Annotated in this window: 18 protein-coding genes; 6 read left to right on the top strand and 12 right to left on the bottom strand. The window is 37.2% G+C overall.

Going from position 1 to position 20,250, the window contains the following annotated elements:
* Positions 1-6: 6 nt before the first annotated feature.
* Positions 7-723 (top strand): porin family protein, encoded by a 717-nt coding sequence (locus tag RE431_RS01380; protein WP_309560168.1) that lies wholly within the window; start codon positions 7-9, stop codon positions 721-723.
* Here the strand turns inward: RE431_RS01380 and RE431_RS01385 are convergent.
* The 8 genes from RE431_RS01385 to pyrH all read right to left on the bottom strand — a co-directional run bounded on the left by RE431_RS01385 (position 686) and on the right by pyrH (position 11,582).
* Entirely contained in the window at positions 686-1,324 is a 639-nt protein-coding gene (locus tag RE431_RS01385; RefSeq protein WP_309560169.1) for a hypothetical protein, read from the bottom strand. The two genes, RE431_RS01380 and RE431_RS01385, sit on opposite strands and share 38 nt — an antisense overlap.
* Complete coding sequence (gene rpoN / locus RE431_RS01390) at positions 1,324-2,781, bottom strand: RNA polymerase factor sigma-54 (RefSeq protein ID WP_309560170.1); 1,458 nt, start codon at positions 2,779-2,781, stop codon at positions 1,324-1,326. The genes RE431_RS01385 and rpoN overlap by 1 nt, the downstream gene beginning before the upstream one ends.
* Before the next feature lie 82 nt (positions 2,782-2,863).
* Positions 2,864-3,733, bottom strand: a complete 870-nt coding sequence (locus RE431_RS01395) for an RluA family pseudouridine synthase (protein ID WP_309560171.1) — start codon at positions 3,731-3,733, stop codon at positions 2,864-2,866.
* A gap of 4 nt (positions 3,734-3,737) precedes the next feature.
* Positions 3,738-5,180 carry an asparagine--tRNA ligase gene (asnS, locus tag RE431_RS01400; RefSeq protein WP_309560172.1) on the bottom strand — a complete coding sequence of 481 codons (1,443 nt, stop codon included), beginning with the start codon at positions 5,178-5,180 and terminating at the stop codon, positions 3,738-3,740.
* A 73-nt stretch (positions 5,181-5,253) separates the two neighbouring features.
* Positions 5,254-7,668, bottom strand: a complete 2,415-nt coding sequence (locus RE431_RS01405) for an efflux RND transporter permease subunit (RefSeq protein WP_309560173.1) — start codon at positions 7,666-7,668, stop codon at positions 5,254-5,256.
* A 76-nt stretch (positions 7,669-7,744) separates the two neighbouring features.
* Positions 7,745-10,207, bottom strand: a complete 2,463-nt coding sequence (locus tag RE431_RS01410; RefSeq protein ID WP_309560174.1) for a DUF5686 family protein — start codon at positions 10,205-10,207, stop codon at positions 7,745-7,747.
* An 89-nt stretch (positions 10,208-10,296) separates the two neighbouring features.
* Positions 10,297-10,848, bottom strand: coding sequence for a ribosome recycling factor (frr, locus tag RE431_RS01415; protein ID WP_309560175.1), 552 nt, complete (start codon positions 10,846-10,848; stop codon positions 10,297-10,299).
* 26 nt (positions 10,849-10,874) lie between these two features.
* Positions 10,875-11,582 (bottom strand): UMP kinase, encoded by a 708-nt coding sequence (gene pyrH / locus RE431_RS01420; RefSeq protein ID WP_309560176.1) that lies wholly within the window; start codon positions 11,580-11,582, stop codon positions 10,875-10,877.
* Between the two features lie 196 nt (positions 11,583-11,778).
* On the opposite strand from pyrH, the gene RE431_RS01425 reads away from it, so the two are divergent.
* Entirely contained in the window at positions 11,779-12,471 is a 693-nt protein-coding gene (locus RE431_RS01425) for a zinc metallopeptidase (protein WP_309560177.1), read from the top strand.
* 53 nt (positions 12,472-12,524) lie between these two features.
* Here the strand turns inward: RE431_RS01425 and RE431_RS01430 are convergent, their stop codons facing one another.
* A complete protein-coding gene (locus tag RE431_RS01430; protein ID WP_309560178.1) occupies positions 12,525-12,995 on the bottom strand; it encodes an Lrp/AsnC family transcriptional regulator in 471 nt (156 codons plus the stop codon).
* Positions 12,996-13,045: 50 nt separating this feature from the next.
* A complete protein-coding gene (locus RE431_RS01435; RefSeq protein ID WP_309560179.1) occupies positions 13,046-14,419 on the bottom strand; it encodes a saccharopine dehydrogenase family protein in 1,374 nt (457 codons plus the stop codon).
* A gap of 66 nt (positions 14,420-14,485) precedes the next feature.
* Here RE431_RS01435 and RE431_RS01440 point away from each other — a divergent pair, with 66 nt between their 5' ends.
* Together RE431_RS01440 and pckA are read left to right on the top strand one after the other, a co-directional pair.
* Entirely contained in the window at positions 14,486-14,875 is a 390-nt protein-coding gene (locus RE431_RS01440; RefSeq protein ID WP_309560180.1) for a DUF423 domain-containing protein, read from the top strand.
* A gap of 78 nt (positions 14,876-14,953) precedes the next feature.
* Positions 14,954-16,552, top strand: coding sequence for a phosphoenolpyruvate carboxykinase (ATP) (gene pckA, locus RE431_RS01445; protein WP_309560181.1), 1,599 nt, complete (start codon positions 14,954-14,956; stop codon positions 16,550-16,552).
* An 80-nt stretch (positions 16,553-16,632) separates the two neighbouring features.
* Here the strand turns inward: pckA and RE431_RS01450 are convergent, their stop codons facing one another.
* Together RE431_RS01450 and RE431_RS01455 are read right to left on the bottom strand one after the other, a co-directional pair.
* The gene (locus RE431_RS01450; RefSeq protein WP_309560182.1) at positions 16,633-17,379 is read right to left on the bottom strand and encodes a uroporphyrinogen-III synthase; all 747 of its coding nucleotides are present in this window, start codon (positions 17,377-17,379) and stop codon (positions 16,633-16,635) included.
* Positions 17,380-17,403: 24 nt separating this feature from the next.
* Positions 17,404-18,057, bottom strand: a complete 654-nt coding sequence (locus RE431_RS01455; RefSeq protein WP_309560183.1) for a DUF4271 domain-containing protein — start codon at positions 18,055-18,057, stop codon at positions 17,404-17,406.
* A gap of 102 nt (positions 18,058-18,159) precedes the next feature.
* On the opposite strand from RE431_RS01455, the gene RE431_RS01460 reads away from it, so the two are divergent.
* Positions 18,160-18,891, top strand: coding sequence for a polyprenol monophosphomannose synthase (locus RE431_RS01460; protein ID WP_309560184.1), 732 nt, complete (start codon positions 18,160-18,162; stop codon positions 18,889-18,891).
* Positions 18,891-20,234: a dihydroorotase gene (locus RE431_RS01465; protein WP_309560185.1), complete on the top strand. Its 1,344-nt coding sequence runs from the start codon at positions 18,891-18,893 to the stop codon at positions 20,232-20,234. The genes RE431_RS01460 and RE431_RS01465 overlap by 1 nt, the downstream gene beginning before the upstream one ends.
* Positions 20,235-20,250: the final 16 nt, after the last annotated feature.

A 20,250-nucleotide genomic window follows, 5' to 3' on the forward strand; every position in this document is an offset into this window, starting at 1 on the left:
TTATAAATGAAACTTCAAAAATTACTGGCCCTGTTTGTGCTAATCAGCCCGTTATTCCTTCGGGCGCAAGATGAAGAGCGCAATAAAATACCTGATACTCTGCCATTCTCTATAGATAGTTTATATAGAGAAGACCAATTTTATGCAGGCTTTCATTTTAACCTGGTTACTAACAGGCCATCAGCCATAGATCAGGAAAGTTTTTCGGGCGGTTTGAATATAGGAGTAATAAGAGACCTTCCGCTAAATGAAAGACGAAATATAGCATTAGGAATTGGTGTGGGTTGGTCTATTAATACCTATGGTCAAAACCTTTTTATCGGGAAAAATGAAGACGGCTCAACTAATTTTATGAGTCTTGAGAATAATGAAGATTATTCCAGAAATAGATTCACTACTCAATTAATTGAGGCTCCTATTGAATTTAGGTGGAGAACTTCTACTCCGGAAACCTATAAATTCTGGCGTATTTACTCCGGAGTGCGACTAGGCTATATGTATAACTTCAGAAGTCGCTATAAAGATCCTGCGCAGGAAGTAATCGTAAATGACTTGCCTGAGCTGAATAGGTTTCGTTTAGGAGCAACTTTTACCTTTGGCTACAATACTTTCAATTTTCAGTTTTACTATGCTTTAAATCCATTCTTTAAAGATGCTGAGCTAGATGGTGAGAAAATTGATCTGTCTACACTGAAAATAGGTCTGACATTCTATATTCTTTGATCCAAAGACTGAACACCAAGATCTGAGGAATTGCTCCAACAAGAAAACCAATTATCAGCTCTCCGGAAGAATGAGCTTTATTGTATAACCTTGATGATGCAGTTAGCCCCGTAGCAATAATAAGGAAGCTAATGGTGTAAATGAAATACAGATGAAAGTAGATACAAAAGCCTACAACGAACATCAGTAATCCTGACATTCCAACCATATGCAAACTAGCCTTAACATTCAGCCATGTGAAAATATAGCTGATAAGGGCCGAAACCAATATTCCGATAAAATAATAGTGGAGTCCCGGATAATTATAAATATTCAGGATCTGGTGAAGTACCATAAAGCACAACAGGCTGAAGAAAAATAATGGCCATCTTCTCTCTTTGACTTCACTTAGAAAAATATTACTGGCTTTTCCTAAATTCTTCAGTAGAAAATAAAAAACTATCGGAATAAAAATGGTGATTATTGCAATAGCCATAAGCTTTGCCTTTACGATCTCTTCAGGAAAATATCTGGGAATTAACAGGAAATAAAAAAGACTTCCCAGGAATGGCATCCAGAGAGGGTGAAATAGATAAGAGGCAAGCTTAAGTATTAATTTCATTAAATTTCTTTACGCAATCTCGCAACTGGAATGTCTAACTGTTCTCTGTATTTTGCCACGGTTCTACGGGCAATCGGGTAACCTTTATCCTTTAATACTTTCGCAAGTTTTTCATCGGTAAGAGGTTTACGCTTATTCTCTTCGTCAATAGACATTTCCAGGATCTTCTTGATCTCTCTTGTAGAAACTTCCTCACCTTGATCATTCGTCATAGATTCAGAGAAAAATTCCTTGATCAGTTTAGTTCCATAAGGAGTGTCTACATATTTAGAATTTGCAACCCTGGAAACTGTAGAAACATCCATCTCGATCTCATCAGCAATATCCTTCAGGATCATAGGTCTCAAATTACGCTCATCACCAGTTAGGAAGTATTCTTTCTGGTAATTCATAATAGAACTCATCGTAACCATTAAAGTCTGCTGACGCTGCTTAATCGCTTCGATAAACCATTTGGCAGCATCAAGTTTCTGCTTGATGAACATTACCGCATCTTTTTGCGCTTTTGTTTTCTCCTTAGATTCTTTATAGCCTTTCAGCATATTATTATAATCCCTGGAAATATGCATTTCGGGTGCGTTTCTTCCGTTAAGAGTAAGTTGTAGTTCACCATCCTCTATCTTGATCGTAAAATCTGGGATCACGTGTTCAACCATTCTTGTATTTCCGGAATAAGCACCACCCGGTTTTGGGTTTAGATGCTCAATAACCTCGATAGCATCGCGAAGTTCATCTTCAGAAATATCATGACGCGATAATAATTTTTTGTAATGCTTTTTACTGAAATGATCAAAAGACCTTTCCATGATGTCAGTTGCCAGTTCCACCTGTTTTGTAGGTTCTTTTCTATTCAACTGGATTAAAAGACATTCTTCCAGGCTTCTTGCACCAACTCCTGCCGGATCTAATTTCTGAACTTTCATCAGAACCTTTTCTACTGTTTCTTCGTCTGTATAAACGTTCTGTGTAAATGCAAGATCATCCACAATATCCTGGACGCTTCTTCTTATATATCCACTTTCATCAACACTACCAACAAGAAATTCTGCGATCTCCTGTTCAATTTCCTCAAATCTGAAAGTGCTTAATTGTGTTTTTAAATGCTGAGTAAATGAAGTTCCGGCAGCATATGGTACTTGCTTGTCATCATCATCCGGGCTGTAATTATTTGCATTTAATCTATAACTTGGGATTTCGTCATCACTGAGATATTCATCAACATCAATCTCAGTTTCTATTGTTTCGTTATCGTAATCGTCTTCAGAATTTTCATTTCCCAGATCATCATACTCATCTATTCGCTCTTCCTTCCCATCTTCCAATGCAGGATTTTCTTCCAGTTCTTCCTTGATCCTTTGTTCAAATGCTTGTGTAGGCAGTTGAATAAGTTTCATGAGCTGGATCTGCTGCGGAGATAGCTTCTGAGATAATTTAAAATTTAATTGTTGCTTTAGCATAAATTTTTGCTTGTCTAACAAAAATAAGGAAAATAGAGGCCAACTCGACTTTGGCACATCTTATGTTTGTGGTAAAATTTTGTTAATGCGCCCTGTAATAGTCTAGGTTCCTGAATTTTTTAGGCAGTTGCAGATTGAATTTCATTTGCTCTTTTGTGGCCGGATGCTCAAAAGAAATATCACCCGCGAACAGATATAAATTCTTCCCTTTAAAATATTTATTTTCATCTTTTCCGTAAATCTGATCACCAACTATGGGAGTGTAATTTTCGCTTAAATGGATTCTCAATTGATGGGTTCTTCCAGTTAACGGATTTAATTTTACCAGCGTATAATCTTGCTGATCAATTTTAAATTTTTTGATCGAATTTACTTCTGTCAAGGCTTTCTTTCCTTCAATTTCTGAATCAAACTGTAACTTATTTTTAATTTTTCCATTGACCACCGCATAATAAGTTTTCTGAATATCTTTTTGCGCAAAAGCTTCCTGAAGTTGAATTAAACTGTTCCTTGTTTTTGCACAAAGCAATATACCTGAAGTAGGGTTGTCTAATCTATGTGCGGGTAATGGATTGGTGAGCGCATCGATCTCTTTTGATCGGGATAAATTATGAGGTAAGGCGTTTTCAATGGTTTTGAAATAATTTCCACTGGTTGGAAATCCTGGAGGTTTATGAACGACAGCTAAAAACTCATCTTCAAATAAAACCTCAAAATTGAGCTTGAAGATCCTTTTTTCTGAATGGGTCTCCTTCAAGAGATCGATTTTCTGATCTTCTTTGATCCAGTCTCCTGTTTGTGCAATTTCGCCATTAATTAGTAAAAGATTTTTTTTGATGGCTTTTTTGATACCGCTACGCGTAGTAACAGATGTGAAGATAGAAACCGCATATTCCTGCAACCTAATTTTTTCAGAGATTGCAGGAACTATATGCGATTCAAGTATTTTCAAAGAATTAAAATTCTGCGTTTTGCGGCGTACGAGGGAAAGGAATTACGTCTCTAATATTTCCCATACCTGTGGTGAACTGTACCAGTCTTTCAAAACCTAATCCAAATCCACTATGTACACAGGTTCCGAACTTACGAGTGTCAAGATACCACCATAATTCTTCTTCAGGTATATCAAGCTCAGCCATTTTTTCTTTTAAAACGTCCAGTCGCTCCTCACGCTGACTTCCTCCCACGATCTCTCCGATACCAGGGAAAAGGATATCCATTGCTCTAACAGTTTTGCCATCCTCGTTCAATCTCATGTAGAATGCCTTGATCTTGGCTGGATAATCAAATAAAATTACCGGAGATTTAAAATGTTTTTCAACAAGGTATCTTTCGTGTTCACTTTGAAGATCTGCTCCCCATTCTTCAATAATATAATTGAATTTCTTCTTTTTGTTTGGCTTAGAATTCTTAAGAATCTCAATAGCTTCTGTATAGCTTACTCTTTTGAAATTGTTGTCTAGTACAAAATTCAATTTCTCAAGAAGGTTCATTTCGCTACGTTCTGCTTTTGGCTTAAGCTTATCTTCACTTTCCTGTCTTTCAGCAAGGAATTCAAGATCTTCTTTACAGTTCTCGATAACATACCTAAGCACATATTTTATGAAATCTTCCGCAAGATCCATGTTCTGGTCAAGATCACAGAAGGCTACTTCTGGCTCGATCATCCAGAATTCTGCAAGGTGACGGGAAGTATTAGAATTTTCAGCTCTAAATGTTGGTCCAAAAGTATAAACCTGGCCTAATCCTAAAGCAAAAGTTTCTGCCTCCAGCTGTCCGGAAACGGTAAGATTTGTTTCTTTCCCGAAGAAATCTTCCTTGTAATTGATGCTTCCATCTTCATTCTTTGGTGGATTCTTCATATCTAATGCAGAAACTCTGAACATTTCTCCTGCACCTTCGGCGTCACTACCCGTAATAATTGGAGTATTTACATAATAAAAATTCTTCTGCTGAAAATATTGGTGAACGGCAAAAGACAGTTTACTTCTAACTCTCATAACCGCTCCAAAAGTGTTGGTGCGAACTCTTAAATGAGCCTGTTCACGCAACTTCTCAAGACTATGTTTCTTAGGCGAAAGAATGGTAAGTTTTACCTCTTCTGGATTAGCGTCACCAAGAATCTTGATCTCTGTAACTTCGATTTCTACACGCTGTCCGCTTCCCTGGCTTTCTTTTAAAGTACCTTTTATAGAAATGGCTGCACCAATATTAATTCTCTTTATGAGGTCTTCATCAGTATTTTCAAAATCGATAACACACTGAAGGTTTTTTAGGGTTGAACCATCATTAAGTGCGATAAATCTATTGCTCCTGAAAGAGCGCACCCAACCTTGAATATGGTATTCCTGTAAAAACTGATCGCTTTCCAGTATTTCAGCGATTTTTGCTTGTATCATTTAGTTAAAATTTAGAATAAACAAAGATAGTTTTTCGCCTGTAGCTTAGCAAGCAGGCTGTTTTATTAACATTTTAATTCTTTTGCTCCTCAGATTTATAATTATTCTCGTCTTCTTCGGTCTCAATGATCTTCATTGATGGCTCCTTTAAAGTCTTTTTGTTAGCTATACTTCTTTCAAGAGATAGAAGTAGAGATGGTAAAAGAAGGAGGTTAGCCAGCATTGCGAATAGTAAGGTAGCAGAAACCAGTCCTCCAAGCGCAACCGTTCCACCAAAACTACTGATCATAAATACCGAAAATCCGAAGAAAAGTACAATAGACGTATAGAACATGCTCACTCCGGTTTCTTTCAGCGCAGCATAAACTGAACGCTTTATTTTCCAGTTATTGGCTTTTAATTCCTGCCTGTATTTCGCCAGGAAGTGAATAGTGTCATCTACCGAAATTCCGAAGGCGATACTAAATACTAATATTGTTGAAGGTTTTATTGGTACGCCAAGGAAGCCCATTACTCCGGCTGTTACCAGCAGTGGAAGTAAGTTGGGAACTAACGAGATAAGTATCATTCTAAAACTTCTGAACATCCATGCCATTAAACCTGCAATCAATAAAATGGCAAGGCCTAATGAAATGATCAGGTTCTTTACGAGGTAATTGGTTCCTTTCTGAAATAGTAATGCTCTACCGGTTATTGAAACATCATAACGTTCTTCAGGAAATACTTTTTTGATCTGCGGTAAAAGATCATTTTCGATCTCTTCCATTTTTTCAGTTCCAACGTCTTTCATAAAAGTCGTAATCCTTGCGTATTGCCCGGTTGAATCTACATAAGATTGCATGATCCCTTCGTTTGAAGAAAGACTTTTTGCGTAAGGCATGATGAAATTTCGTTCCTGACTTGAAGGTAACTGGTAATATTTTGGATTCCCGTTGTAATAAGCCTGCTTAGAATATTTTACTATTCTGTTAACCGATAAAGGTTTTGAAAGCTCCGGGATTTCCTGAATGAAATTCTCAAGTTCTTCCATCCTTTTTAAAGTGGAAAGTTTCAAAACTCCTTTCGGTCTTTTGGTGTCGATTAGAATTTCCAAAGGCATAACCCCGTCAAATTCACTTTCGAAGAATTTTACATCCTTGTAAAATTGAGTGTTTTGAGGCATATCTTCAAGAATACTTCCTGAAACTTTGATGGTATAAATTCCTATAATGCTCAAGACTAATAGAGCAATTGAAGATATGTAGATCGCAATTCTGTGGTTACGAACCATGTTTTCCATCCAGTTCACAAAGCCACCGATCCATCTTTTGTTGAGATGTTTTAAATGCCTGTCTTTTGGCGGATTTAAATAGCTATAAATTACCGGGATGATCAATAGACTTAAAACGAATATCGCCAGAATGTTTATAGAGGCTACAACACCAAATTCCCTCAATAATTGACTGTCGGTAAGGATAAAGGTTGCAAATCCTGAAGCCGTGGTAACATTCGTCATTAAAGTAGCATTACCAACTTTAGTGATCACACGCTGTAAAGACTTCGCCTGATTCCCGTGTTTTTTAATTTCCTGCTGATATTTATTGATCAGGAAAATACAGTTAGGAATTCCTATTACGATAATTAGTGGCGGTATCAATGCCGTAAGAATAGTGATCTCATAATGCAGAAGACCAATAAAACCAAATGCCCACATTACTCCAATAGAAACTGTGACCATGGAGATGATGGTTGCTCTGATAGATCTGAAAAAGAAAAAGAAAATAAGAGATGTTACTAGAAGTGCGGCAAGAATAAAAAGCCCAATTTCATCTACGATATTTTGGGCATTTAATGTCCTGATATATGGCATTCCGGAAACCCTTACGTCAATATCATAGGTATCCTCAAATTCTTCAATTAAAGGATCAAGTTCTTCCAGTACAAATATCTTTCTGGCCTTTGTATTTACCAGCTCCTTATTTAGATATAATGCAGATTGTATCGTGTTAGAATGTGAGCTGTATACAAGGTTCTCGTAGAATGGTAGCGCTGTAAAAAGCTTGTTTTCAAACTCCTTCAATTCGGAAGCGTCTGGCGAATCATTTTGAAGAACGGGAACCATTTCAAAACGCTTCGGATCTTCAAACTTCTTTAATTCCTGAAGACTAGCCGGAGAAATGATCTGGTCTACCTCTGGAAATTTAGTAAGGCTATCTGTTAGTTCGTTCCAGGCTTTGAATTTTTCAGGAGTAAATAAAGCGGAATCCTGAACACCTAAGAGAATAAGATTACCTTCCTCGCCAAACTTATCAAGGAAATCATTGTAATTAATATTTACCTCGTGATCGTCTGGCATTAGATTCGCCTCGGTGTAAGAAAAACGCATGTTTTTCCATTGGGTAGAAAGTAGAAAAGTCGCTATCCCAATGAGGATAATGATTACAATTCTATTCCTTAAAATAAGGCTGGCAATGGAGTTCCAGAATCCAAAGCTAAAGATCTTTTGCATGGCTTCATTTTAGCGGCGCAAAGGTAAAAAAAGGAAGTTTAAATAGTTTGTAATTAAATGATTAATCTGCGAAATATTAAAGTTGTAGCTGAAGGGTGAATTTAAAACTGAAGTTTTCTTTGAAGGTGGGAAGGTGGTAAGCGCCATATCTATAGGCTGTACTTAAACCAAAACCGGCAAATAGCTTATTAAGTTCAAGGCCCGCTTCAGAATATCCATGTTCCAGCGTATTGAAACTCACATTCTGATGTTTTTCAGGATCTTCAAAATCTCCTATGGCATGCCTGGATATGAAAACCAGTTCAGGTTGAAAGCTGTTCGAAATTTTGAATGGCCTCAATTGATGTCTTACATGCAGCATCGCCTGACTTGTACTATAGAATTCATTAAAATACATAGTTTCAAAACTATTTCTTCCAGCTACCGAAAACCTTCTAAAAATGCTGCTCCTATTGGGGTTATTGGGGTAGGAATGAAACGCGTGGGTTAAAGGGATGTCTCCAAAAGCATAATTTCCTTCCAGTATAAATTCGGTTCTGGAATTGTCCAGCCTCTTGATCTCATGTTCTGCTTTTAATCCAAGCCTGGTGAATTCAAAGTCTCCATCAAATACTGAAAAGGATTGTTCTACCTGCCCGGTGAATTGAGGGAAGTCTTTTTCAAGAATGATATTGCCATCAGGCGTATTTAAAAACCTGGAAAAGGGCCTCCATAAAAATGAAAATGTCGCCGTTGTTAGATCGTAATCCTGAAATTCTTCTGAATTATTTACATAACTATATTCTTTGGTTTGCCAGATATCTTCCCTGGAGATCCTTAATTGCGTATCAAAATTAGGGGTGAAGCGATGTTCAAGCCCGGCAGAATATCTTCTGTAATTATAAAAGAAATTGATATTCACGAATCTTGGTTCCAGAATAGAAAACGTGTTCTGGCCTTTTAAATAGGTGAAAGAGGCCACTTCCTTGATGTCTCTAGAAAAATTGAAGTTCAGGAAAGTACCGTTCTGTTTATTAAGATAGATCTGTGTCCCCAGGCCATACTTGATCACTTCATCCTTAAAGCCGTAGGTAGTATATCCGTTAATATTGAAATTGTCTGAAAGCCTGTCGTTAGTTTTACCACCAAAACCTAACCTTATACCTTCATAATTATTGAATTTAAAGATCTTACTTAGATCAAGATCCCAGAAACCAATAGGATAGTAGCCAGAAGCCATCGCCTTTTTGATCTCGATCTTCCGCTCTACATCCCCTGCTTCAATTAGACTGTCCACTTTCGCTTTTGTAGCCTCATCCCTGGAAGAGAATTCGATCTTTCTGTTCTTCTTCCAGAAATCTTTGTCCCTGTTTGTGGATTCTGAATCAACATAAATATCAGCATCAGACCTTTTTACATCAGCATTATATTCAAGATCGATATCATAATTCCTGGTAGTAGAATTTAGGTACAGATCATTATTAGATGTTGTCTTTGAGCCGAAAACATTATTGAGTAATCCTTTACCTTTTTGAACTGCGCCAACTGAAATTGTTCCGCCAAAGACTGAGATTTCCTTACCGCCAGCTCCAGGTCTAATTCTGGTGATCTGTTCAGAGGGGAACCACAATTCTTTTTCCGGATAGTATTTGTAATTATGGGTAACCTCCAGTTTGATAGCTCCAAGTAATTGTGCGATGGCTTTCTGAATTGAAAGGCTTTCTGTATCCAGGTATAAAATTCCTTCAAGTCCGGCTACGATCTGCTCCCTTTTAGGTTTGAAATAGACCATATATGCCGGCCTTTCTGAATCTATGGTATCAAGTATCTGATAATCATAATTTCGTAGGGCGTTATTGGCAAGAGGTCCCGCATATTTGGTTTTGTACAATTCATAATCCCTCTGATATAGGGAGAATGGATTCACTTCCATGGCCAGTACATTATATACCGGCTTTTTGAATCCAGCCGTCTCGATCCCTATAACATCCTCGCGTCTACCGCTGTTGGATGAATATGAATGCTCGGCAACTTTTTCAGACAGATAAGCTCTTCCCTCGTTAATAATAGTCTGCATTGTAGAAGAAGTAGAATCTGCCTGCAACGAGATACTATTGAATTCATTATCGATAATGAATTTAGTGTAGGACTTGTACTTGTAACCTTTCAGGACTTTTTCGGGATCGTTGGAATCTCTTTGTTCTATCGCCCTCCTGATGAGTTCTTCGGCAGGATTCGGGCCATCAGAGATCATTACGGTTTCAAGCTCTTCATATTTAGGGGTCATTCCTATTTGAAGATACCTTGTGGCTTTGCTAATCTGGATATTGATGGTTTGGAAACCAACATAAGATACCTGGAGACTATCTGAATCTCCTGTAAGTCTCAGTTCGAAACTTCCGTCTATATTAGTGAGTAATTGATTCCCTTTTTTTAGCTGAATTTCAGCATAGGCGAGTGGCTCTCTTGTTTCTTTATTTATAACCTTTCCCGGAATAAGCGTTTGCCCGAAAAGATTCGAGGCAATTAAAATAAAAAATAAAATTAGGGAATTTCGCATGCTAGTTTGGTGGCTATAAATAAAAATGCCGGATTAAATCTGAGTTGTTATCAGATTCAAACCGGCAAACTTATGTGGGTTGAAGACCATTATACGGTCATGATCTCTGTTTCTTTTACGGCAAGAATTTTATCGATTCTCTCGATGTAGGAATTTGTTAGTTCCTGAACATCTTCTTCTGAACTTTTTAGAAGATCTTCAGATATATCCTGCTTTTTCAATTCCTGCATAGCCTGTTTTCTATCATTTCTAACACCAACCTTTGCATCTTCTGCTTCAGCTTTTGCCTGTTTAGATAGTTGTTTTCTTCTTTCCTCAGTAAGTGGTGGTACATTAATGATCACGCTTTCACCATTATTCATTGGGTTGAAGCCAAGATTTGCCATCATGATCCCTTTTTCAATTTCGTGGATCATACTTTTTTCGAAAGGCTGAATAGATAGGGTTCTGGCATCTGGAGTATTTACGTTTGCCACCTGTTGAAGCGGAGTTTGAGATCCGTAATATTCAACCATCACGCTACCAAGCATATTTGGGCTGGCTTTTCCGGCACGTATATTTGAAAGTTGTTTTTTAAGATGCGAAATGGCTTTTTCCATTCCTTCTTTTGCTTCTTCTATAATAAATTCAACTTCATCCATTTTTAATCTGATTTACAATTTGAGATTTATAAGTTCACTTTTGTTCCAACACGTTCTCCGGTAGCCACTTTAAGCAAGTTGCCTGGTTTATTCATATCGAAAACTATAATTGGTAATTCGTTTTCCTGGCTTAATGTAAAAGCAGTAGTGTCCATTACCTTAAGTCCTTTTTTGATTACATCTTCAAATGTAATGAAATCGAATTTGGTTGCTCCTTTGTCTTTTTCTGGATCTGAAGTATAGATCCCATCTACACGTGTACCTTTTAAGATCACATCTGCCTTGATTTCGATTGCTCTTAAAACTGCAGCTGAATCTGTGGTGAAGTAAGGGTTTCCGGTTCCTCCTCCAAAGATCACTACCCTGCCTTTTTCCAGATGTCTTATCGCCTTACGACGAATAAAAGGTTCTGCTACTTCATTTATTTTTATCGCCGATTGTAATCTGGTCTGAATGTCTGCATCTTCAAGGGCGCTTTGTAAAGCAAGTCCGTTGATTACTGTGGCTAGCATTCCCATATGGTCTCCCTGTACACGGTCCATTCCGCGACTTGCACCGGCCACACCTCTAAAAATGTTTCCTCCTCCAATTACGATCGCTAATTCAACACCTTTATCAACTACCGATTTGATTTCTGCGGCATATTCTGCCAGTCGCTCCGGATCGATGCCATATTGGCGGTTTCCCATTAGAGCTTCTCCTGATAGTTTTAAAAGTATTCTTTCGTATTGCATAGCTGATTTTTATTAATCGTTGCAAATATAGCTAATATCTGAATTTGTGAAATATAAAGCGACTATTTTGAAATTCATTCAGAGAGTTTTAATAATTATTAACGTGAGCTTTGGTTTCTAAGGTCTGTCATGTAATTCTAATGGCTAGATTTTTGATATATTTAATCCTCATTTAAACCGACAAACTTAAAACACGATGTTAGGATATTATATAATTGCAGGACTTATATTCATTGTAAGTATGTACGTGAGCAATAAGCTCAAAAGTAAATTTAAGAAGTATTCCAAGGTTCATCTTCAAAATGGGATGAGCGGTAAGGAGATCGCTGAAAAAATGCTTCGTGACAATGGAATCACAGATGTAAAAGTGATCTCAACTCCGGGTATGTTATCAGACCACTATAACCCTTCTAAGAAAACAGTAAATCTTAGTGAAGGTGTGTATTCTCAAAGAAATGCTGCTGCGGCGGCAGTTGCGGCACACGAATGTGGTCACGCAGTGCAACACGCTAAAGCATATAGCTGGTTGCAAATGAGAAGTAAGCTGGTACCGGTTGTTAGTGTAGCTTCTAAACTATCGCAATGGGCGATATTTGGAGGATTAATACTTATGACCATGGTAGGTGTTGGAGTAGGGCAAACCGTTTTACTTATCGGAATTATTATGTATGGTATGGGGACCTTATTCAGTTTTATCACTTTGCCGGTAGAATATGATGCTAGTAAAAGAGCTTTAGTATGGCTGGAAACTGAAAATATGTTAACTGCTGCTGAACATGATGCAGCTGAAGATTCATTAAAATGGGCTGCCAGAACCTATGTGGTTGCTGCTATTGGTTCATTGGCTACGCTACTATACTTTGTGAGCTTATTTATGGGAAGGGATTAATTGAATTTATGATATAAAGAAAAAGGCTGCTAGTTTTAGCAGCCTTTTTCTTTTTAGATCTTAATCTGTCTATCTATTTGCTGATTTAAGGAGATGAATGTCTCTGTTCTTGAAACACCCTCTATAGCCTGAATATTTTTATTAAGAACATTCATTAGATGCTCATTATCTGTGCACAGAATTTTTAAAAATATAGACCAGTTTCCGGTGGTATAGTGACACTCAATAACCTCAGGGATTTCGCTCAGTTTTTTCACGGCTTGTGGATTACTAACCGCTTTATCCAGGTAGACCCCAACAAAAGCCATGGTTTTATAGCCTAGCAATCGAGCGTCCAGCATCATTTTGGAACCTTCTATTAAACCAGATTTTTCCAGTTTTCTAAGTCGCTGATGTACTGCAGCCCCCGTTATTCCTATATTCTTTGCTATCTCTAAAATTGGTTTTTTAGCATCTTTCATCAGGAAATTGAGAATGGTTTTATCAATTCCGTCCAGCTTAACATTATCATTTACTATTTTCATAGGTCAAATTTTTGGTCGTTAAGCTAAAATACAAAAAATGCTTTCCAATTTTAATTACCTACCTCTCCAAATGGATTATATCCCAAGTATTCTGTCTCTTTTTCTTCAAATTTGATATCATGCTCCTCGAGTTTCTTCAATAGGGGACCATAAACCTCTTTTTGAATAGGTAATTGTACTCCTGGAGTTTTTATTTCTCCATTAAGGATCATAATTGTAGCAAGGGCCACCGGTAATCCAACCGTTTTCGCCATGGCAGTCTTAGACTGATCTTCACCAATATGAACCATTGTTGAATCTATTTGTTTTTTCTCTCCATTAAGCTCATACCCGAATTTGTGATACATCACGATCATATCTTTATCATCATGAGAAAGAGACCATTTATCCATTAATATCTTCTGAAGAGCCTGGGCTGGTGTCGCATTTTTAATTCCGATCTTCTTATCAGGATTAAATAGATCAAGTTCAATAAGTTTATCCCACATGATGTCATCCTGGTCTATCTTCAGGTTGTGGCGCACTTTTAATTCTACTGAATCACTTGGTGAATAGGGCAGAAATGAATTGATGAAATCTCTATAACTCATCTCTTCTGAATTCTTCATTTCGAAACTATCATCTGTCATTCCCAGCTGCACGAACATATTCCATGCTCGGCTGAAACCTACTTTTCTAATGGTTCCTCTATATAGAGTCAGAGCATCTTCCAGGCCGTAGATACTTTGGTATTTCAAAGAATTTCTATTGGCGTAGCCTTCAAATTTTCCGTGACCTTCAACTTCTAAAAATTCTGTTCTGCGGAATAATCTATGATAAGGAATGTATTTATATTTTCCTTCCTGGATAAATTCGGCAACACCACCCTGGCCAGCAACTACGACATTTCTTGGATTCCAGGTAAACTTATAGTTCCAGAGATTGTTATCACTTTCAGGAGCAACCAAACCGCCAGTAAAAGATTCAAATAAAAGGATCTTCCCTCCTTTATCACGAATACGATCTATGACCTGCATCGCACTCATATGGTCTATACCAGGATCAACACCAATTTCATTCATAAAAACGAGGCCTTTTTCTTTTACCTCCTCATCCAGGGCTTTCATCTGGTCACTTATATAGGAGGCGGTGACCATATTTTTACCAAATTTCAGGCAATCTTTGGCAACCTCTATATGAAACCTCGCTGGTAGCATAGAGATCACGATATTAGCTCTTTTTATCGCCGGCTCTCTACTTTCAGCTTTAAAGACATCCAGTTCAAAAGCTTCACACTTGGGATGATTATTACAGGCTTTTTTTGCGTTTTCTAAATCTATATCTCCAATCCTTAAAAAAAGATCTTCTTTGTCTGCCTGCTGTAGCAGGTAATTAATGAGAACAGAGGTAGATTTTCCTGCTCCCACAATTAAAATTTCTCGCATAAATTAAGTTAGTTTTGTGTAGTTGGACGAATGTATTAAAACTTTGAGTTAAATAAAATTGAAAGTATGAACAGGAAATTTTTGATCACAGGAGCGGTTTTTGGATTATTGGCAGTAATTCTAGGAGCATTTGCCGCTCACGGACTAAAAGAGTCCATTTCTTCTGAATCTTTAAATTCTTTTGAGACGGGTGTTAGATTCCAGATGTATCATGCATTTTTATTACTCATTATAGGAAGCTGGAAATCTTTTGCTGAAAAATCACTGAATACGATATTTTATCTTTTTTGTTTAGGCGTGATTCTTTTCTCCGGATCTATCTATCTGTTATCCACTGGAAGTATAATCGGAATTGATTTTACTTTAATAGCTTTAGTAACACCATTGGGCGGAACCTTATTAATACTGGGCTGGGCCATTTTACTCCTGAAATTCATAAAGTTAAAAAAGAAATAAATTAAAACTGTTTAACGTTTTATCTACTTAAGATTTTTACTTTTGTACGCCTAAACAAACTACAGAATTGATTTTTTTATGGTCGATAACACCCAAATTACGAAAACGATTTCGTTAGAGGATTACGGGATCAAAAACGTCACAGTACACTATCAGCTATCTCCGCAAGAATTACATGAAGAAACCTTAAGACTCGGAATGGGAGTTGAAAGCTCATTTGGAGCTTTGGCTGTCAATACCGGACAGTTTACCGGAAGGTCTCCGAAGGATAGATTCATTGTAAAAGACGAGGTTACTAAAGATAAAGTATGGTGGGGAGATATCAATATCCCTTTTGATCCGGAAAAGTTTGATAAACTTTATAAAAAGGTAACTTCTTACCTGGATGGGAAAGAAGTTTATGCCAGAGATGCTTATGCATGTGCAGACGACAAATACCGTTTGAACATTCGAGTTGTAAATGAATATCCGTGGTCTAATCTCTTTGCCTTCAACATGTTTTTGCGTGCCGGAGATGAAGAGCTGGACAATTTTAAGGAAGACTGGTTGATTGTAAATGCTCCGGGATTTAAAGCAGATCCTGAAGTTGATGGAACCAGACAGGAGAATTTTGCCATTCTTAATTTCAGCAAAAAGATCGCTTTAATAGGTGGAACCGGTTATACAGGAGAGATCAAAAAAGGAATTTTTTCCGCGTTGAACTTTATTTTACCTGTTTATAAGAATACCTTACCAATGCACTGCTCGGCCAACGTTGGTGAAGATGGTGATACTGCCATTTTCTTCGGATTATCAGGTACTGGAAAAACCACTCTTTCTGCAGATCCGGAAAGAAAACTGATAGGTGATGATGAACATGGCTGGACAGAAGAAAATACCATTTTCAATTTTGAAGGAGGTTGCTATGCAAAAGTGATCAATCTTTCAGAAGAGAATGAACCAGATATTTATCGAGCCATCAAACCTGGTGCGATCCTTGAAAATGTTGTGCTAGATGCCAAAGGAGATGTAGATTTTGAAAATACTACGATCACTCAAAATACTAGGGTAAGTTATCCAATACATCATATTCATAATATCCAGGAGCCATCTACGGGGGAGAATCCAAAGAATATTTTCTTCCTTACCGCCGATGCATTTGGAGTATTGCCTCCTATAAGTAAACTAACGCCGGGACAGGCTGCTTATCATTTTATAAGTGGTTATACGGCTAAAGTTGCAGGGACCGAAGCTGGTGTAGATGAACCGGTACCTAGTTTCTCAGCTTGTTTTGGAGCTCCATTTATGCCTTTACATCCTACAGAATATGCTGAGATGTTAAGCAAAAAAATGAAAGCTGCCAATGTAAATGTTTGGCTTGTAAATACAGGTTGGACAGGTGGACCTTACGGTGTTGGTAGCCGAATGAAATTAAAATATACACGTGAAATGATAAGTTCTGCTTTGGAAGGGAAACTTGACTATGTAGAATATGAAAAGCATGATATTTTTGGATTACAAATGCCAAAGACCTGTGAAGGCGTACCTTCAGAAGTTTTAAATCCTAAAAATACATGGAAAGATCAGAATGCTTACGACCTTAAAGCAAAAGAGCTTTCAAATTTCTTCAGAAAGAACTTCAGTAAGTTCGAGGAATATGCAAATGAAGAAATCATGAATGGAGCTCCGGTCGAATAAGTGTTAATTTGTTAGATGTTGAAAACAAAAAATCCGGTCGAAAGACCGGATTTTTTATGTTTAGAAAATAGTGAAAGTAATTACTTCTTATTTACTTCACTTATATATTTATTGATTGCCATGGTCATACTTGGAGTCTCCGGAGTAGGAGCCTTGATATTTACCACGAGACCATGCTCTTTTGCTGCTTTTATAGTGGTATTACCAAATACAGCGATTCTTGTATCGTTTTGTTTAAAATCAGGGAAGTTTTCAAATAAAGACTTAATTCCACTCGGGCTAAAGAATACAAGGATATCGTAAGTCACATCTTTAAGGTGAGACAGGTCACTAACTACCGTTCTGTAAAAAACAGCTTTTTTCCATTCTACACCAAGTTTGTTCAAGGTCTTTGGCACATCTGGCTTAAGCATGTCTGAAGAAGGTAATAGAAACTTTTCGTTCTTATACTTCTTGATTAGCGGAGCCAATTCTGCAAATGTTCTCTTCCCTACATAGATCTTACGCTTACGGTATACTACATACTTCTGAAGGTAATAAGCAACAGCTTCACTTAAACAGAAATACTTTAAGGTATCCGGCACTTTAAATCTCATTTCTTCAGCAATTCTAAAGAAATGGTCAACTGCATTTCGGCTGGTAAGTATGATAGCCGAATAATTTGTAAGATCAACCTTCTGTTGCCTTACTTCCTTAGAAGGTACGCCTTCAACATGAATAAAGGGGATGAAATCAATTTTAACTTTTTGCTTTTCCTCTAGCTCGAAATAAGGAGAATTTTCGACCTTAGGTTCAGGCTGAGAAACCAAAATTGTTTTCACTTTCATATATAAAACTTTATTAGATCCTTTTTATATTGTAATTAGCTTGTACAAAATAATATAAGGGGCGATTTCAAGTGCGCAAAGGTACAAAATAAAATAGAACCAATTAGCGCTAAGCACACTTTGATTTCTCCTATATATGATAATCAGGCCAATAGTATTTGCCAGAATCGCCGAGACTCCTATTATAACTATAAGTAGAGAAGTGGGATTTAAGGTATAAACTAAAAATAAAGATGCAGCCAGGATAAAAAGTGCTATAAAATTCCGGTAGCTGAATTTCTGAAAAATATAGTAGTCAAACTTATCATCCAACCCGAAAACGTTCCCAATGATCTTCTCAACACCTGCCTTGATAAGTATAAGGCAGAAGTAAGCGGTAAGTATTCTAATGAAAACTATAAGTGGAGTAGAAGAAGTTTCAAAAAAGAAGCTGTAAGCTATATAAAGAAAGACTGAAACAGCCAGTGCCTGAACCGCTAGTAATAAAATGTTAAAAGCGTGAAAAGCCTTATTCTCTTTTCCTTTAAAGGCTATAAATTTGCCGGAGTTGAGTAACGCCGTGAATTCCTCGAAACGCTGAGGAAATAATAGCTTTGCAAGAACCAGAAGAAAGAAACATGTCAGGAAAATGATGGTAATCCAATCCTGATATTCATAAATTCTTTCGGTTGCCTGCATGAAATAAATTTTTACAAATGTAAAATTTTGGCCATTATTCCGGTGACTTAACTTAAAGTTTTGAAGTTTTAATTTGCATACATTTGTGCAAAATATTCGGGAATGGTAAATGGGATAATTATTATACCCACCTTTAATGAAATTGAGAACATAGAACGTATTGTTAGGAACGTGTTCTCTCAAAGACGGAAATTTCATATTCTGGTAGTAGATGATAATTCTCCAGATGGTACCGCAACCCGGGTTAGAACATTACAGGCTGAATTTTCTGATAGTTTGTTCATTGAAGAGAGAGTTGGAAAACAGGGATTAGGTACAGCCTATATTCATGGATTTAAATGGGCATTGAAAAGAGATTACGAATATATCTTTGAAATGGATGCCGATTTTTCTCATAATCCCAACGATCTTATAAGATTATATAACACTTGTAAAAGGGATGGAGCGGCAGTTGCAATTGGCTCAAGGTATATAACCGGGGTGAACGTGATCAACTGGCCAATGAACAGGGTTTTAATGTCCTGGCTGGCGTCCAGATATGTAAGGTTTGTAACCGGAATGGATATTCAGGATACTACTGCAGGTTTTGTTTGTTATAAAAGAGAGGTGCTGGAAACAATAGATCTTAACAAAATACAGTTTGTAGGATATGCTTTCCAGATAGAGATGAAGTTCAAAGCTCATCTTCATAATTTTAAAATTTTGGAAGTCCCGGTAATATTTACAGATAGAACCCGGGGAACGTCTAAAATGAGCGGCTCCATAATTTCTGAAGCCGTTTTTGGGGTAATTAAAATGAAGCTTAAAAGTCTGTTTAACAGGAAAAAAGTCTAATGAAGAAGGTTTTAATCAAGAATGCGAAGATTGTAAACGAAGGAAAAATTTTTGATGGTGATGTTTTTATAGAAGACGGAATCATTTCAGAAATTTCTGAAAGTATAAGTGCGAAATCTCCAGATGTAAATATTTTTGATGCTGAAGGTACTTATCTGCTACCTGGTTTAATAGATGACCAGGTGCATTTTAGAGAGCCCGGTTTAACTCATAAGGAATCTATCGAAACAGGATCCAGAGCTGCAGTTGCCGGCGGGATCACTTCTTTTATTGAGATGCCAAATACGCTGCCTCAGACCACCAATATGGAAGAGTTGGAGGCAAAATTCAAGATCGCATCTGAAACTTCTTATGCGAACTATTCATTCATGTTTGGAGGTACTAATGATAATCTTAGTGAGATCGAAAAGATCGATCCAAAAAATGTAGCTGCTTTAAAACTATTTCTTGGCTCTTCTACCGGAAACATGTTGGTAGATGATGAAAAGGTCCTAGAACAGATATTTAAAAAATCTCCTGTTTTAATCGCCGCACATTGTGAAGATGAAGCAACGATCAAAAAGAATCTTGAAGATTGTATAGAACGCTATGGAGATGATATTCCAATCGAATTACATCCGAAGATAAGGAGTGAAGAGGCTTGTTATAAATCTTCTTCCAGAGCTGTGGCGCTGGCAAAGAAAACAGGTGCGAGACTACATGTTTTTCATGTATCTACAGCAAAGGAATTAAGTCTTTTCAATAATAAGAAACCTTTGAAGGATAAGAAGATCACCGCTGAGGTATGTATACATCATCTTTGGTTCAATGATTCAGATTATGCAAAAAAGGGAACTCTTATAAAGTGGAATCCTGCAGTTAAGACTAAAAAGGATCAGGAAGCATTGCTTGCCGGGTTACTGGATAATCATCTGGATGTTCTGGCTACAGATCATGCACCCCATACCAAGGAAGAAAAGAAGAATGTGTATACGAAAGCTCCAAGTGGCGGACCTTTAGTTCAGCATGCTCTACCCGCGTTGCTTCAAATGCATCACCAAGGGAAAATTTCTCTGGAGAAAATTGTGGAAAAAGCATGTCATAATCCTGCAATTTTATTTGATGTTGAAAAGCGTGGATTTATTAGAGAAGGTTACAAAGCAGATCTTGTTTTGGTAGATCTAAATTCTCCATGGGCTGTACAACCAGATAATATATTTTCAAAATGCCAGTGGTCACCTTTTGAAGGAACAACTTTTAAATCTCGTGTAACCCATACTTTTGTGAATGGAAAACTGGTATATAAGAATTTTAAGCATACTCCATTTACCCAAAATGCTGAAAGATTAAGTTTTGATCGTTAATCGGAATAAAATATTT

This window comes from Christiangramia sediminicola (genome assembly GCF_031344135.1).
Taxonomy (GTDB): domain Bacteria; phylum Bacteroidota; class Bacteroidia; order Flavobacteriales; family Flavobacteriaceae; genus Christiangramia; species Christiangramia sediminicola.

Excerpts from the sequence above, each read along its gene's own strand:
- RE431_RS01430 (WP_309560178.1), bottom strand. The coding sequence starts at position 12,995 with ATGAAAATAGTAAATGATAATGTTAAGCTGGACGGAATTGATAAAACC.
- pckA (WP_309560181.1), top strand. The coding sequence starts at position 14,954 with ATGGTCGATAACACCCAAATTACGAAAACGATTTCGTTAGAGGATTAC.
- RE431_RS01440 (WP_309560180.1), top strand. The coding sequence starts at position 14,486 with ATGAACAGGAAATTTTTGATCACAGGAGCGGTTTTTGGATTATTGGCA.
- RE431_RS01465 (WP_309560185.1), top strand. The coding sequence starts at position 18,891 with ATGAAGAAGGTTTTAATCAAGAATGCGAAGATTGTAAACGAAGGAAAA.
- frr (WP_309560175.1), bottom strand. The coding sequence starts at position 10,848 with ATGGATGAAGTTGAATTTATTATAGAAGAAGCAAAAGAAGGAATGGAA.
- RE431_RS01455 (WP_309560183.1), bottom strand. The coding sequence starts at position 18,057 with ATGCAGGCAACCGAAAGAATTTATGAATATCAGGATTGGATTACCATC.
- RE431_RS01405 (WP_309560173.1), bottom strand. The coding sequence starts at position 7,668 with ATGCAAAAGATCTTTAGCTTTGGATTCTGGAACTCCATTGCCAGCCTT.
- RE431_RS01450 (WP_309560182.1), bottom strand. The coding sequence starts at position 17,379 with ATGAAAGTGAAAACAATTTTGGTTTCTCAGCCTGAACCTAAGGTCGAA.
- RE431_RS01380 (WP_309560168.1), top strand. The coding sequence starts at position 7 with ATGAAACTTCAAAAATTACTGGCCCTGTTTGTGCTAATCAGCCCGTTA.
- asnS (WP_309560172.1), bottom strand. The coding sequence starts at position 5,180 with ATGATACAAGCAAAAATCGCTGAAATACTGGAAAGCGATCAGTTTTTA.
- RE431_RS01425 (WP_309560177.1), top strand. The coding sequence starts at position 11,779 with ATGTTAGGATATTATATAATTGCAGGACTTATATTCATTGTAAGTATG.
- RE431_RS01385 (WP_309560169.1), bottom strand. The coding sequence starts at position 1,324 with ATGAAATTAATACTTAAGCTTGCCTCTTATCTATTTCACCCTCTCTGG.
- RE431_RS01460 (WP_309560184.1), top strand. The coding sequence starts at position 18,160 with ATGGTAAATGGGATAATTATTATACCCACCTTTAATGAAATTGAGAAC.
- pyrH (WP_309560176.1), bottom strand. The coding sequence starts at position 11,582 with ATGCAATACGAAAGAATACTTTTAAAACTATCAGGAGAAGCTCTAATG.
- RE431_RS01435 (WP_309560179.1), bottom strand. The coding sequence starts at position 14,419 with ATGCGAGAAATTTTAATTGTGGGAGCAGGAAAATCTACCTCTGTTCTC.
- RE431_RS01410 (WP_309560174.1), bottom strand. The coding sequence starts at position 10,207 with ATGCGAAATTCCCTAATTTTATTTTTTATTTTAATTGCCTCGAATCTT.
- rpoN (WP_309560170.1), bottom strand. The coding sequence starts at position 2,781 with ATGCTAAAGCAACAATTAAATTTTAAATTATCTCAGAAGCTATCTCCG.